The following is a 14365-nucleotide window of genomic DNA, read 5'->3' on the forward strand; positions in this document are numbered from 1 at the left end:
TAAGTTGGGCGGCATGACTGCATCGCAGCGCGAATTCGATATCGTCCTCTACGGAGCCACCGGTTTCGTCGGCAAACTGACCGCCGAGTACCTGAGCCGGGCGGGCGGGGACGCGCGCATCGCGCTGGCCGGCCGGTCCACCGACCGCATTCTCGCGGTGCGGGAGACGCTGGGGCAGGCCGCGCAAGCCTGGCCGATCATCGCCGCTGATGCCGATTCGCCGTCGACGCTGAACGCGTTGGCGGCGCGCACGCAGGTCATTGTCACCACTGTTGGCCCGTACGCGAAGTACGGGCTGCCACTGGTGGCGGCGTGCGCGGCGGCGGGTACCGATTACGCTGATCTCACCGGCGAGCCCAACTTCATCCGCGACAGTATCGACCAGTACCACAAGCAGGCCATCGACACTGGCGCCCGCATCGTGCATTCCTGCGGATTCGATTCCATCCCTTCAGATCTCACCGTCTATGCACTGCATAAACGCGCGCAGGCCGATGGGGCAGGCGAATTGGGTGACACCAATCTGGTGGTGCGGTCCTTCGCCGGTGGCGTCTCCGGTGGGACCGCCGCCTCGATGGTGGAGCTGTTCCGAGCCGCCTCCAACGATCCCGATTTGCGGGCCCAGATCGAGGACCCGTACACACTGACACCGGACCGCGGGGCCGAACCTGAGATCGGCCCGCAGCCTGATCTGCGCTGGCGGCGCGGTGCGGCCATCGCACCGGAGCTTGCCGGATACTGGACCGGCGCCTTCGCGATGGCTGGGGTCAATACGCGAATTGTGCGGCGCAGCAACGCCTTACTCGACTACGGGTATGGTCGCCGATTCGCCTATGCCGAGCAGATGAGCGTCGGGCGTTCGCTGGCTGCGCCGGTGGCGGCACTGGTGACCACCGGGGTCAGCGCGGCGGTGTTCGGGCTGGGATCGCGTTACCTGCGATTGCTGCCTGCGGGGCTGGTGGAGCGGGTTATGCCCAAACCGGGTACGGGGCCAAGCGAACATGCCCGCGAGAACGGTCACTACACCGTCGAGACCTATACGACCACCGACACCGGAGCGCGCTACCGCACCACGATGGCGCAACGCGGAGACCCCGGTTACAAGGCCACCGCGGTTCTGCTCGGCGAGAGCGGCCTGGCACTGGCGCTCGACCGCGACGGGTTGTCTGACCTGCGCGGGGTGTTGACGCCGGCTGCGGCCATGGGCGATGTTCTGACCCGCCGGTTACCTGCCGCAGGTGTCACTCTCGACACCGTTGCGCTCGGGTAAAGCGCTTCTGCACGAACAGCTGTCAGACGCTCGCGATGGGGCTAATGTCGTCTCCGAAATTGCCCCAAACCCAGCAATGAAGGTGGCGACGTGGCCGGTCTCGACGATCTTTACGCACAGATTCCCGTCCAGGACATCGCGAAGCGGCTCGGTGCGCCCGAAAGCGACGTCACCACCGCCATCCACACCCTGGTGCCAGCCCTGGTCGGCGGCGTGCAACATAACTGCGCGGCCGATGACATCGACTCCAGCACGCTGGAGAACGCCGTCACCACCCAGGGCGCCAGCGGCCTGCTCGACGGCGGCGTCAGCCTCGATCAGGTCGATGAGCGTGAGGGCGACAACATCGTCGCGAACATCTTCGGTGGCAATGACAGCACCGCGGTGGCATCCGCGTTGGGCGGTAAAGGCGCAGGCGGCAGTGACCTGATCAAACAGCTGCTGCCGATCCTGGCGCCCATCGTGCTGGCCTACATCGGCAAACAGCTGACGCAGAAGACGGGCGCACCGGCGGGTGGCGGTGGCCTCGGCGACGTGCTCGGCGGCATCCTCGGTGGCGGTTCCGGCGGCGGTAATAACCCGCTCGGCGGCATTCTTGGCAGCGTCCTCGGTGGCGGTTCCGGCGGTGGCGCAGGCGGCAAAGGCAACGTCATCGGGGACATCCTGGGTGGTCTGCTGGGCGGAAAGAAGTAGCCCACTAGAATTGCCCGGTGACTGCCAGCCCCCAATCCGATGCCGACACCGCGCCGACTGCCCTGCCGAAATCATGGGAGCCGGGCGCGGTAGAGAGCGAGCTGTACCAGGGCTGGGTTGAGGCGGGCTACTTCACGGCCGATCCGGCCAGCACCAAACCGCCCTACTCGATCGTCCTGCCGCCGCCCAACGTGACCGGCAGCCTGCACATGGGCCACGCACTGGACCACACCCTGATGGATGTGTTGACCAGGCGTAAGCGAATGCAGGGCTTCGAAGTGCTGTGGCTGCCCGGGATGGACCATGCCGGTATCGCCACCCAGTCGGTGGTCGAGAAGCAACTGGCAGTCGACGGTAAAACCAAAGAAGACCTCGGTCGTGAATTGTTCATCGACAAGGTGTGGGACTGGAAGCACGAATCCGGTGGCACCATCGGCGGCCAGATGCGCCGCATCGGCGACGGGGTGGACTGGAGTCGCGACCGGTTCACCATGGATGAGGGGCTCTCTCGCGCCGTCCGCACCATCTTCAAACGGCTCTACGACGCCGGTCTGATCTACCAGGCCGAGCGGCTGGTCAACTGGTCACCGGTACTGGAGACCGCGATTTCCGACCTCGAGGTCAAATACGACGACGTCGAGGGCGAGTTGGTGTCGTTCCGGTACGGGTCGATGGACGACGCCCAGCCGCATATCGTCGTGGCCACCACCCGCCTGGAGACAATGCTCGGAGATACCGCGATCGCCGTGCACCCCGACGACGAGCGTTACCGAGACCTCGTCGGCACGTCCCTGCCGCACCCGTTCCTCGATCGGCAGATCATCGTCGTGGCCGACGGGCATGTGGACCCTGAATTCGGCACGGGTGCAGTCAAAGTCACTCCCGCGCATGATCCAAATGACTTCGAGATCGGCCTACGGCACAACCTGTCGATGCCGACCATGCTGGATACCAAGGGCCGAATCGCCGACACCGGAACAGATTTCGACGGGATGGACCGCTTCGAGGCGCGGGTCGCGGTCCGCGAGGCGTTGGCCGCCCAAGGTCGCATCGTCGCCGAGAAGCGACCGTATCTGCACAGCGTCGGCCATTCCGAGCGCAGTGGTGAGCCGATCGAGCCCAGGCTGTCACTGCAGTGGTGGGTGAAGGTCGAGTCGTTGGCGCAAGCGGCTGGGGATGCGGTTCGCAACGGCGACACCGTTATTCACCCCGCGAGCCTGGAGCCGCGGTGGTTCGGCTGGGTCGACAACATGCACGATTGGTGCATCTCGCGGCAGCTGTGGTGGGGGCACCGGATTCCGATCTGGCACGGCCCGGACGGGCAGAAAGTCTGCGTCGGCCCCGACGAGACGCCGCCGCCGGGATGGGAACAGGATCCCGATGTGCTGGACACCTGGTTCTCGTCGGCGCTGTGGCCGTTCTCGACGATGGGCTGGCCCGATCAAACCCCTGAGCTGGCAAAGTTCTATCCGACCAATGTCTTGGTGACCGGTTACGACATCCTGTTCTTCTGGGTGGCGCGGATGATGATGTTCGGCACGTTCGTCTCCGGCGACGGTGTGATTGCGTCCAATGAGCATGGGCGCCCACAGGTGCCGTTCACCGAGATCTTCCTGCACGGGCTGATCCGCGACGAGTTCGGCCGCAAGATGAGCAAGTCCAAGGGCAACGGAATCGATCCGCTGGACTGGGTCGAGACCTTCGGCGCTGACGCGTTGCGATTCACCCTGGCCCGCGGTGCCAGCCCCGGCGGTGACCTCTCCATCGGTGAGGACGCCGCGCGTGCCTCCCGTAACTTCGCCACCAAACTGTTCAATGCGACGAAGTTCGCCTTGATGAACGGTGCCGCTCCGGCCGCGCTGCCCGATACCGCCGAGCTCACCGATGCCGACCAGTGGATCCTGACCCGGCTCGAACAGGTGCGCGTCGAGGTGGATGCGGACTTCGATGCCTACGAATTCAGCCGCGCCTGCGAAGCGCTCTATCACTTCGCATGGGACGAATTCTGTGACTGGTATCTCGAGCTGGCCAAAGTCCAACTCGCCGATGGTATTTCGCACACCAATGCGGTACTGGCGACGGTTCTCGACACCTTGCTCAAGATGCTGCACCCGGTGATGCCGTTTGTCACCGAGGCGCTGTGGAAGGCGCTCACCGGCTGCGAATCGTTGGTGATTGCCGACTGGCCTTCCCCGCTTGGGCTGCAGCTCGATACCGCTGCTGAGCGTCGGATCGCCGACCTGCAACGGTTGGTCACCGAGATCCGCCGGTTCCGCAGCGATCAGGGTCTCAATGACCGGCAGAAGGTGCCGGCGAAACTGTCGCGCATCGCCGAGGCGGATCTGAGCAACCAGGTCTCCGCCGTCGCCGCCCTGGCGTGGCTGACCGAGCCTGCGGACGGTTTCACCCCGTCAGCCTCTATCGAGGTCTCACTGTCCGGAGGCATCGTGCTGGTGGAGGTCGACACCTCGAGCACCATCGACGTCGCCGCTGAGCGTCGACGCCTGGACAAGGACCTCGCCGCCGCGCACAAGGAATTGGCAGGGACCACAGCGAAACTCGGTAACGAGGCGTTTCTGGCCAAAGCCCCAGATGACGTGGTGGCCAAGATTCGCGATCGTCAGCGACTGGCCGGCGAAGAGGTCGACCGGATCACGGCACGCCTGGCCGGATTGGCATGACAGACGAGACTTTCGAACAGTTTCCGGAATCGCTGCCGGACCCGGAACCGACTCCTGATGAGATCGCCGCGCTGCTTCAGGTCGAGCACCTGCTCGATCAGCGGTGGCCGGAGACCAAGATCGAGCCGAGTACCGCGCGGATCAGTGCGCTGCTGGAACTGCTCGGTTCACCACAGCGCGCCTATCCATGTATCCACATCGCCGGCACCAACGGTAAAACCTCGGTGGCACGGATCGTCGATTCGTTGCTGACCGCGCTGCATCGGCGCACCGGCCGGACCACCAGCCCGCATCTGCAGTCTGCCGTCGAACGAATCTCCATTGACGGCAAGCCGATCAGCCCCGCCAGGTACGTGGAGACCTATCGGGAAATCGAACCCTTCATCGAACTCGTCGACCGGCAGTCTCAAGAGGGTGCGCTCGGTGAGCCTGGGCCGCGCCTGAGCAAATTCGAGGTACTCACGGCGATGGCGTTCGCGGCATTTGCCGATGCGCCCGTCGATATCGGCGTCATCGAGGTAGGTCTTGGCGGCCGCTGGGATGCCACCAACGTCGTCGATGCCCCTATCGCGGTGATCACCCCGATCAGCGTCGACCACACCGAATACCTCGGCACCGAGATCGCCGATATCGCCGGCGAGAAGGCCGGCATCATCAAGAAGGCGGAGGATGACCTGGTCCCGGTCGACACCGTCGCGATCATCGGTCAGCAAGTGCCGGAGGCAATGGAAGTCATTCTGGCGCAGACAGTTACCGCCGATGCCGCGGTCGCGCGGGAGGGCTCGGAATTTGCCGTACTGACTCGCCAGGTGGCGATCGGCGGACAGCTCCTCGAGCTGCAAGGCCTCAGCGGTGTCTACTCCGATATCTTCCTGCCGCTGCACGGTGAGCACCAGGCCCATAACGCCGTGGTGGCGCTGGCCGCAGTAGAGGCGTTCTTTGGCGCCGGTGCCGATCGGCAACTCGATATCGACGCCGTGCGTGCCGGTTTCGCCGCGGTGACCAGCCCCGGCCGGTTGGAGCGGATGCGCAGCGCGCCAACGGTATTCATCGATGCAGCGCATAACCCCGCCGGCGCGGCCGCGCTGGCGCAGGCCCTGGCGGACGAGTTCGACTTCCGGTTGCTGATCGGTGTGGTCGCCGTGATGGCCGATAAGGATGCCGGCGCCATCCTGGCCGCACTGGAACCGGCGTTCGACCAGGTGATCGTCACGCACAACGGTTCGCCGCGGGCCATGGACGTCGATGAACTCGCCCTGCTCGCCGAGGAACGCTTCGGTCCCGAGCGGGTCATCACGGCAGGGACCCTGGCCGACGCCATCGAAACCGCGACCGCGTTGGTGGAACAGGCAGGCGAAGACGATGGGCTCTCCGGCAGCGGGATCGTGATCACCGGGTCGGTCGTCACCGCGGGTGTCGCCCGCACCCTCTTCGGTAAGGATCCGGCGTGACCCAGGATTCCGGCGAGGGCGCCGACCGCGACGAGATGCGACCGACTCCACCGGATCCGTGGAAGAGCTTCCGCGGGGTGATGGCCGGCACGTTGATCCTGGAATCGATCGTTGTGCTGCTGGCCCTGCCGGTGGTCGGGACGGTCGGCGGCGGCCTGACGGCCTTCTCGATGACCTATCTGATCGGTTTCGCCGTGCTGCTGGTGGTGATGGCCGGAATCCAGGGTCGGCCGTGGGCTATCTGGGCGAACCTGGGGGTGCAGGTCGTACTGATCGCAGGTTGGGTGATCTACCCGGGCGTCGGGCTGATGGGACTGCTGTTCGCTTTGGTGTGGCTGGTCATCGTCTACCTGCGGGCCGAGGTACTGCGCAGGCAGCGAAACGGCCTACTCCCGAGCCAGCAGCAGCCGCCGGAGTAGAACCACCCGTTCGAGCTTGGGTACGCTGTGCGCCGTGACTGAGCGGACTCTTGTCTTGATCAAGCCTGATGGTGTGGAACGGCAGCTGGTAGGTGAGATCATCGGCCGCATCGAGCGGAAGGGTCTGTCCTTCGCGGCGCTGGAGCTGAAAAGTGTCAGCGACGAGCTGGCCCGGGCCCACTACGCCGAGCATGAAGGTAAGCCCTTCTTCCCGTCGCTGCTGGAGTTCATCACCTCGGGACCGGTGGTTGCGGCTGTCCTTGAGGGTCCCCGTGCCGTCGCGGCCTTCCGTCAGCTGGCCGGCGGGACCGATCCCGTCGAGAAGGCCACACCGGGAACCATCCGGGGCGATCTCGGACTGGAAACACAGTTCAACTTGGTGCACGGATCGGATTCGCAGGACTCTGCAGAGCGCGAGATCGCACTCTGGTTCCCAGACCTGTAGATCGGGTCAGGACGCGGCCCCAGGTCCGCTAACCGCTACTTGGTCTGTTCACTGTCGCCGGTATGGGATACTGACAAAGGGTGTACGACGTCACACAGGCGAAGAACGCCCGGATGAAGACTTAGACGAGCGCGACCACCGCTATAGCGATGCGGCGCCGACCGTCTCAGCCCTCATTCAACCCAGGCACCGGGTGTGTTCCACACGAGCCGCACGGGGCGAGACCATGACAAGTCCGGGTGAAGTTAACCGGGCACATAGCGGAAGTCCTCGCGCGGCCGCGTCTATGTATGACGCGCCCGGGGGCTTGAAGGAGATTACGTGGACGACGATGCCCGAATCCAAGAACAGCCAGTCACCGAAGCCGCAGGCACCACGCCTGAAGCTGACCTGCCTGAGCGCTTGAGGGTTCACTCACTGGCGCGGGTGCTTGGCACCACCAGCAGGCGGGTGCTCGATGCGCTGGCTGAGCTGGATGGCCGATCGCGCAGCGCGCACTCCAGTGTTGACCGCACCGACGCCGTCCGGGTGCGCGACGTACTGGCAGCTGCCGAGACTCCTGAGGTTGCCGCCCCCGCCGAGCCGGTGGCCGAACCGGCCGCCGCTGAGGTCGTCGTCGGATTCGACGAGACCCCGGCGCCACCGGCCGACGGTGCTGTCACAGACGAACCGGAGTCACGGCTTCTCCTTGAGACGCCGCTGGATAACGAGGACGCCAATCCCGCCGAAATCCCGCAGCATGAACAGGTTAATCAGGCCGATTACCTGCCGTTGTTCGTGGCTCCTCAGCCCGTTCAGGACATGCCCAAACGCAGACCCGCGCCCATCGTGGAATCCGCGGTGGAACCCGTCGCCGACGATGATGACGACGACGCCGATGAGGCCGATGCTGACACCGATACCGACGGTGACGGTGACGACGATCAATCGGGCCGACCCGCAGCCAACCGGAGGCGACGTCGTGGTCGCCGCGGCCGTGGCAGAGGCCGTGGCACCGAGGGTGACACCGAGGGCGGCGACGACGACTCGGATTCCGAGGACGACACCGAGGCCACTGCCGAGGACGACAACGACAACGGTGACGCCGACGGGGACGAGGAGTCCGGGTCAGGCGACGGTGCCACCCGGCGCAGGCGTCGCAGGCGTCGGCGCAAGTCCGGCACCGCCGATGACGGCGAAGCGGTCTCACCCGATGACCCGCCGAACACTGTGGTGCACGAGCGGGCGCCGCGGGAGAAGGCGGCCAAGGGCCGCGATCCCGACGAGATCCAGGGCATCAGCGGGTCGACCCGGCTAGAAGCCAAACGGCAGCGCCGGCGTGACGGCCGCGACGCCGGACGCCGTCGGCCCCCGATCCTGTCCGAGGCCGAGTTCCTTGCCCGTCGCGAGGCCGTCGAACGGGTGATGGTGGTGCGCGACAAGGTGCGCTCCGAACCCCCGCACGAAGGTGCGCGCTACACCCAGATCGCCGTCCTCGAAGACGGTGTTCTGGTCGAGCACTTTGTGACGTCAGCGGCATCTGCATCGCTCGTCGGCAATATCTACCTCGGCATCGTGCAGAACGTGCTGCCCTCGATGGAAGCCGCGTTCGTCGACATCGGTCGCGGCCGCAACGGTGTGCTCTACGCAGGCGAAGTGAACTGGGAGGCGGCCGGTCTCGGTGGCGCCCAGCGCAAGATCGAACAGGCGCTGCGACCGGGGGACTACGTCGTCGTCCAGGTCAGCAAGGACCCTGTCGGACACAAGGGCGCCCGTCTGACCACGCAGATCTCGCTGGCCGGCCGGTACCTGGTTTACGTACCCGGGGCATCGTCGACGGGGATCAGCCGCAAGCTGCCCGATACCGAGCGCCAACGGCTCAAGGAGATCCTGCGTGAGGTGGTGCCGTCCGACGCCGGGGTGATCATCCGCACCGCATCCGAGGGTGTCAAAGAGGACGACATCCGCGTCGATGTCACGCGGTTGCAGGAGCGTTGGAACGAGATCGACGCGCGCGCCAAGGAGACTCAGGCCAAGGCCGCGGGTGCCGCGGTATCGCTCTACGAAGAGCCCGATGTGCTGGTCAAGGTCGTCCGCGATCTGTTCAACGAGGACTTCTCGGGGCTCATCGTCTCCGGTGACGACGCCTGGTCGACGATCAACGATTACGTCAATGCCGTTGCACCGGAACTGATGCCGAAGCTGACCAAGTACGACGCTGCCTCCCGCGGCGGTCCCGACGTGTTCGCCGTGCACCGGATCGACGAGCAGCTGACCAAGGCGATGGACCGCAAGGTATGGCTGCCCTCGGGTGGCACCCTGGTCATCGATCGAACCGAAGCGATGACCGTCGTGGACGTCAACACCGGGAAGTTCACCGGTGCGGGTGGCAACCTCGAACAGACCGTCACCAAGAACAATCTCGAAGCCGCCGAGGAGACCGTCCGCCAGCTGCGGTTGCGCGATATCGGCGGGATGATCGTCATCGACTTCATCGACATGGTGCTGGAGTCCAATCGGGATCTGGTGCTGCGACGGCTCACCGAGGCACTGGGCCGCGACCGCACCCGGCATCAGGTCTCCGAGGTCACGTCGCTGGGCCTGGTTCAGTTGACCCGTAAGAAGCTCGGAACCGGGCTGATCGAGGCCTTCTCCTCCACCTGCCCGCACTGCGCAGGCCGCGGCCTCGTGTTGCACAGCGATCCGGTGGACTCCGAGTCGGCGCCGGCGCGTAAGTCGGAGCCGGGCACCAGCCGCCGAAGCAAGCGCTCCAAGAAGGTCACCAAACCCGAGGATGAAGCGCCCGTGGTGCGGTTGCCGTCCCATACCGTCGGCGAGCACCCGATGTTCAAGGCGATGGCCGCGGCCAATGGCAAGCCTGAGGGCGAGCACGACGCCGACTATGACGGCGACGCCGACGAGGACGACGACACCACGTCTGAGGATTTTGTCGGTGACGACGAAGACTCCGCCGTCAGCACCGCGCAGCAGGTCGCCAGGGAAGTCGCCGATGACGATCTGGACGACGATTCCGACGAGGACTCTGAGGACGACGATTCCGATGAGGATGACATCGACCTGGTCGCCGATGACGACGATGACGATGACGAAGATATCGAGGTCATCGTGATCGACGACGACTCCGACGACTCCGATGATGACGATGATGACGACGACGATGACGACGACTCGTACGATGATGACGACTCAGACGAGGACTCAGATGACGCCGACGAGCCGCAGGAGCTGCAGCCGGTGGCGGTGGCAGCCGGTCGTCCACGGCGGCGTCGCGCGGCCGCACGACCCGCAGGTCCACCCGTGTGACAAGGCACAGGCAGGCGGTTTGACCCTTTAGCCGCTGGTCACGTAACCTTGAGCAGTTGTCGCCAGGCTCTGACGAAGAATTGAGCCGGTGACAGTGGGATGAATAACGTTCCCGCACCGAGTTTTCGCAACACGTTGCGCAAACCAGACCCGCGCTCGCAGCCCTCGGGTGGCGCGCGCCCGCAGATGAACCGAACGAACAGAGGACAGGCAACGATGGCGACGTACGCAATCGTCAAGACCGGCGGCAAGCAGTACAAAGTCGCGGTCGGGGACATCGTCAAGATCGAGAAGCTCGAATCGGAGCCCGGCGCTTCCGTTTCGCTGCCCGTGGCGCTGGTCGTCGACGGAGCCACCGTGACCACCGACGCCTCGGCCCTGGCCAAGGTCGCGGTCACCGGCGAGATCCTCGAGCACACCAAGGGTCCCAAGATCCGCATCCACAAGTTCAAGAACAAGACCGGCTACCACAAGCGGCAGGGTCACCGGCAGCAGCTGACGGTGCTCAAAGTCACCGGCATCAAGTAAGGGAGCGGAACACATGGCACACAAGAAGGGCGCTTCCAGCTCTCGCAACGGTCGTGACTCGAACGCGCAGCGCCTCGGCGTCAAGCGCTTCGGCGGTCAGGTCGTCAAGGCCGGCGAGATCATCGTCCGCCAGCGCGGCACTCACTTCCACCCCGGCATCAATGTCGGTCGTGGCGATGACGACACCTTGTTCGCCACGGCCTTCGGCGCCGTCGAGTTCGGTGTCAAGCGCGGTCGCAAGACCGTCAACATCGTTCCGGTCGAGGTCTAACACGTCGAGGACTTTCACGCGCATGTGACGCCGCTGCGAGTTTTCGAGATAATTTTCGCAACAGCGTCACGTTCGTCCTGTGAAAGGACCTGTAATGCCTCGGTTTATCGACCGGGTGGTCATCCACGCCAGGGCTGGTTCCGGTGGAAACGGCTGCGCCTCAGTGCATCGGGAGAAGTTCAAACCCCTCGGTGGTCCTGACGGCGGTGATGGCGGTCGGGGTGGCAGCATCGTGCTGGTCGTCGACCCGCAGGTGCACACACTCCTGGATTTCCACTTTCACCCGCATGTCGATGCCCCTTCTGGCAAGCAGGGCATGGGCGGCGACCGCGACGGTGCGGCCGGTGCGAATCTTGAGGTCAGGGTGCCCGACGGCACCATCGTGCTGGACGCGAACGGTCGGCTTCTTGCCGATCTGGTCGGTGCGGGTACGACCTTTGAGGCCGCCGCTGGTGGTCGGGGTGGCCTCGGCAACGCGGCCTTGGCGTCGCGGGCCCGTAAGGCACCCGGCTTCGCTCTCCTCGGGGAAAAGGGTGAAGAGCGCGACCTGACTCTGGAACTCAAGACCGTCGCCGATGTCGGCCTGGTCGGTTTTCCCTCGGCAGGCAAATCATCGCTCGTCTCGACCATCTCGGCAGCCAAACCCAAAATTGCCGACTATCCCTTCACCACGCTGGCGCCCAACCTCGGGGTGGTTTCCGCCGGCGAGCACACCTTCACCGTCGCCGACGTCCCCGGCCTGATCCCCGGCGCCTCGCAGGGCCGTGGTCTGGGCCTGGACTTCCTGCGGCATATCGAGCGTTGCGCGGTATTGGTACACGTCGTCGACTGCGCCACCCTGGAACCGGGTCGCGATCCGATCTCCGATATCGACGCACTGGAAGCAGAGTTGGCGGCCTATCAGCCCACCCTGCAAGGCGATACCACCCTGGGCGATCTCGCCGATCGGCCACGGGCAGTGGTGCTCAACAAGATTGACGTACCCGAGGCCAGGGAGCTCGCGGAATTTGTGCACGAGGAGGTCGCGGCGCGCGGCTGGCCGGTCTTCGAAGTGTCGACCGTGGCTCAGGAAGGCCTGCGGCCGTTGATCTTCGGACTGTGGGAGATGGTGTCGGCCTACCGCGCGGCGCAACCGGTGCAGGCCGCCCGACGCCCGGTGATTCGCCCCGTTGCCACCAACAGCAGCGGTTTCACCATTGAGGTCGACCCGCAGAATCCCGGTGGTTTCATCGTTCGTGGCGTCCGGCCCGAAAGGTGGATCAGCCAGACGGATTTCGTGAACGACGAAGCCGTCGGCTATCTCGGCGACCGGCTGGCCCGCCTGGGCGTCGAAGACCAGCTGCTCAAGCTGGGCGCCAAGCCTGGTTGTGCGGTCACCATCGGCGACGTGACGTTCGACTGGGAACCACAGACACTTGCCGGCGTCGACGTCACGATGTCCGGACGCGGCACCGATATTCGCATTGAGCAGAACAACCGGATCGGCGCCGACGAGCGCAAGGTCGCGCGAAAGAAACGACGCGAGCACGACGAGGGTTGAATAGCATCGTGACCAGCCCTTCACCCCATCGGCAAGCGGTACGCACCGCGCGCAGCATCGTCGTCAAGATCGGCACCACCGCGCTGACCACACCTGCGGGCATGTTCGACGCCAGTCGGCTGCAGCAGCTGGTCGACGCCATCGAGGCGCGGATGAAGGCGGGCTCCGATGTCGTCATCGTGTCATCGGGTGCGATCGCAGCGGGTCTCGAACCTCTCGGATTGACCAGGCGCCCAACCGATCTGGCCACCAAACAGGCGGCTGCCAGTGTGGGGCAGGTGGCGCTGGTGAACTCATGGAGCACTGCCTTCAGTCGCTATCAGCGCACCGTTGGGCAGGTCTTGCTCACCGCGCATGACATCGCGATGCGCGTGCAGCACACCAACGCTCAGCGCACTCTGGACCGGTTGAGGTCGCTGCACGCGGTCGCGATCGTCAACGAGAACGACACCGTGGCCACCAACGAAATCCGTTTTGGCGATAACGACCGGCTGTCGGCGTTGGTCGCGCACCTGGTCGGCGCCGACGCACTGGTGCTGCTGTCCGATATTGACGGCCTCTACGATGCCGACCCGCGAAAGGGTAACGCGCGCTTCATCTCTGAGGTAGCTGGGACGCAGGACCTCGACGGTGTGACAGCCGGCGGCGGCAGTCGTCTCGGCACCGGCGGGATGGCGTCGAAACTGTCGTCGGCGCTGTTGGCCGCCGATGCGGGAGTGCCCGTGCTGCTGGCGGCGGCCTCCGATGCGGCGGCGGCGCTCTCGGATGCGTCGGTGGGCACGGTGTTTGCGGCCAGGCCGGCCCGGATGTCGGCGCGACGGTTCTGGGTGCGCTACGCCGCGGAATCCGTTGGCGGCCTTACCCTCGACGACGGTGCGGTACGGGCCGTGGTCAAACAGCGCCGTTCCTTGCTGCCTGCCGGTATCACCGCGGTGACGGGCCGGTTCTTCGGCGGTGACGTGGTCGAGCTGCGCGCCTCCGATGGGACCGTCGTCGCGCGCGGTGTGGTGGCGTATGACGCGGGTGAGCTGACCACCATGTTGGGCCGGTCGACCTCGGATCTACCCGCCGAGATGCGCCGCCCTGCCGTGCACGCCGACGATCTGGTTGCTCTCTAAGGGTTACGCCGAAGCCGCTTTGAGATACAAAGTGGCGACGACGATTTGGGTCAGAGTCTCGGCCAGTTGGGCGTCGTGTTCGGGACCCGTGAACGGCAGATTCTGGTGACATGCCCGCTCGACCATCCACGTCAGGGCATCGGCGGAGGAGCGTGCGTCCAGTTCGGGCCGGATCGACCCGTCGGCCTGGCCGTCGGAGATGACGTGGCTCAACCGTTCGACGATGCCGGTCAGGATGTCCCGGTAGGCAACGGATACCTGCGGGTCGTAGGCGGCCATCTCATTGAGCGCCACCAGCAGCGGCTGATGACTGCGATAGCCGGCGATGACGCCGGCCATGGCCGACCGGACGTCGGCGGGGTCGCGCCGGGCTGCCACGCTCCACCAGCGCTGGGCGGGATCGGCCAGATCGTCGAACACGCCGACCGCCAGCCGTCGCAAGAGTTGGCCCTTGTCTTCGAAGTAGATGTAGAAGCTGGCCCGCGAGATACCGGCCTCGGTCGCCAGTCGGTCGACGCTGAGCTCGGTGAAGCTGGTGCCGTCACCCATCAGGCGCTCGGTGGCCACGAGCAGGCTGCGCTCGATTTCAGCGCGTCGTTCCTGGCGGGTGGCCTGCGGTTTACGGGTGACCGACGGCATGACACGC

12 protein-coding genes are annotated in these 14365 nt (G+C 65.4%); 11 read left to right on the plus strand and 1 reads right to left on the minus strand.

The window, feature by feature from the left end:
- Positions 1-13 precede the first annotated feature (13 nt).
- From ADBZ9O_RS13405 to proB, 11 genes are all read left to right on the plus strand, one after another.
- Entirely contained in the window at positions 14-1270 is a 1257-nt protein-coding gene (locus tag ADBZ9O_RS13405) for a saccharopine dehydrogenase family protein (protein ID WP_526531956.1), read from the plus strand.
- 90 nt (positions 1271-1360) lie between these two features.
- Positions 1361-1963 (plus strand): DUF937 domain-containing protein, encoded by a 603-nt coding sequence (locus tag ADBZ9O_RS13410; RefSeq protein ID WP_526531958.1) that lies wholly within the window; start codon positions 1361-1363, stop codon positions 1961-1963.
- A gap of 17 nt (positions 1964-1980) precedes the next feature.
- A complete protein-coding gene (locus tag ADBZ9O_RS13415) occupies positions 1981-4644 on the plus strand; it encodes a valine--tRNA ligase (protein WP_526531960.1) in 2664 nt (887 codons plus the stop codon).
- Positions 4641-6095 (plus strand): bifunctional tetrahydrofolate synthase/dihydrofolate synthase, encoded by a 1455-nt coding sequence (gene folC, locus ADBZ9O_RS13420; RefSeq protein WP_526531962.1) that lies wholly within the window; start codon positions 4641-4643, stop codon positions 6093-6095. Before ADBZ9O_RS13415 ends, folC begins: the two co-directional genes overlap by 4 nt.
- A 35-nt stretch (positions 6096-6130) precedes the next feature.
- A complete protein-coding gene (locus tag ADBZ9O_RS13425; RefSeq protein ID WP_526533122.1) occupies positions 6131-6514 on the plus strand; it encodes a DUF4233 domain-containing protein in 384 nt (127 codons plus the stop codon).
- Between the two features lie 34 nt (positions 6515-6548).
- Complete coding sequence (gene ndk, locus ADBZ9O_RS13430; protein WP_526531964.1) at positions 6549-6959, plus strand: nucleoside-diphosphate kinase; 411 nt, start codon at positions 6549-6551, stop codon at positions 6957-6959.
- Positions 6960-7280: 321 nt separating this feature from the next.
- Positions 7281-10262 carry a ribonuclease E gene (gene rne, locus ADBZ9O_RS13435; protein WP_526531966.1) on the plus strand — a complete coding sequence of 994 codons (2982 nt, stop codon included), beginning with the start codon at positions 7281-7283 and terminating at the stop codon, positions 10260-10262.
- Positions 10263-10478: 216 nt separating this feature from the next.
- Entirely contained in the window at positions 10479-10790 is a 312-nt protein-coding gene (rplU, locus tag ADBZ9O_RS13440; RefSeq protein ID WP_526531968.1) for a 50S ribosomal protein L21, read from the plus strand.
- A 13-nt stretch (positions 10791-10803) separates the two neighbouring features.
- Positions 10804-11061, plus strand: coding sequence for a 50S ribosomal protein L27 (rpmA, locus tag ADBZ9O_RS13445; protein WP_526531970.1), 258 nt, complete (start codon positions 10804-10806; stop codon positions 11059-11061).
- A 94-nt stretch (positions 11062-11155) separates the two neighbouring features.
- A complete protein-coding gene (obgE, locus tag ADBZ9O_RS13450; protein WP_526531972.1) occupies positions 11156-12601 on the plus strand; it encodes a GTPase ObgE in 1446 nt (481 codons plus the stop codon).
- An 8-nt stretch (positions 12602-12609) separates the two neighbouring features.
- Positions 12610-13719 (plus strand): glutamate 5-kinase, encoded by a 1110-nt coding sequence (gene proB, locus ADBZ9O_RS13455; RefSeq protein ID WP_526531974.1) that lies wholly within the window; start codon positions 12610-12612, stop codon positions 13717-13719.
- Between the two features lie 3 nt (positions 13720-13722).
- Here proB and ADBZ9O_RS13460 read toward each other — a convergent pair whose 3' ends face one another.
- Positions 13723-14358 carry a TetR/AcrR family transcriptional regulator gene (locus ADBZ9O_RS13460; RefSeq protein ID WP_526531976.1) on the minus strand — a complete coding sequence of 212 codons (636 nt, stop codon included), beginning with the start codon at positions 14356-14358 and terminating at the stop codon, positions 13723-13725.
- Between the last annotated feature and the right edge of the window lie 7 nt (positions 14359-14365).

The organism is Mycobacterium sp. (assembly GCF_965229105.1).
Lineage (GTDB): Bacteria > Actinomycetota > Actinomycetes > Mycobacteriales > Mycobacteriaceae > Mycobacterium.

Coding starts and splice junctions, on each gene's coding strand:
- rpmA (WP_526531970.1), top strand. CDS start 10,804: ATGGCACACAAGAAGGGCGCTTCCAGCTCTCGCAACGGTCGTGACTCG.
- obgE (WP_526531972.1), top strand. CDS start 11,156: ATGCCTCGGTTTATCGACCGGGTGGTCATCCACGCCAGGGCTGGTTCC.
- rplU (WP_526531968.1), top strand. CDS start 10,479: ATGGCGACGTACGCAATCGTCAAGACCGGCGGCAAGCAGTACAAAGTC.
- ADBZ9O_RS13460 (WP_526531976.1), bottom strand. CDS start 14,358: ATGCCGTCGGTCACCCGTAAACCGCAGGCCACCCGCCAGGAACGACGC.
- folC (WP_526531962.1), top strand. CDS start 4,641: ATGACAGACGAGACTTTCGAACAGTTTCCGGAATCGCTGCCGGACCCG.
- ADBZ9O_RS13405 (WP_526531956.1), top strand. CDS start 14: ATGACTGCATCGCAGCGCGAATTCGATATCGTCCTCTACGGAGCCACC.
- ADBZ9O_RS13425 (WP_526533122.1), top strand. CDS start 6,131: ATGCGACCGACTCCACCGGATCCGTGGAAGAGCTTCCGCGGGGTGATG.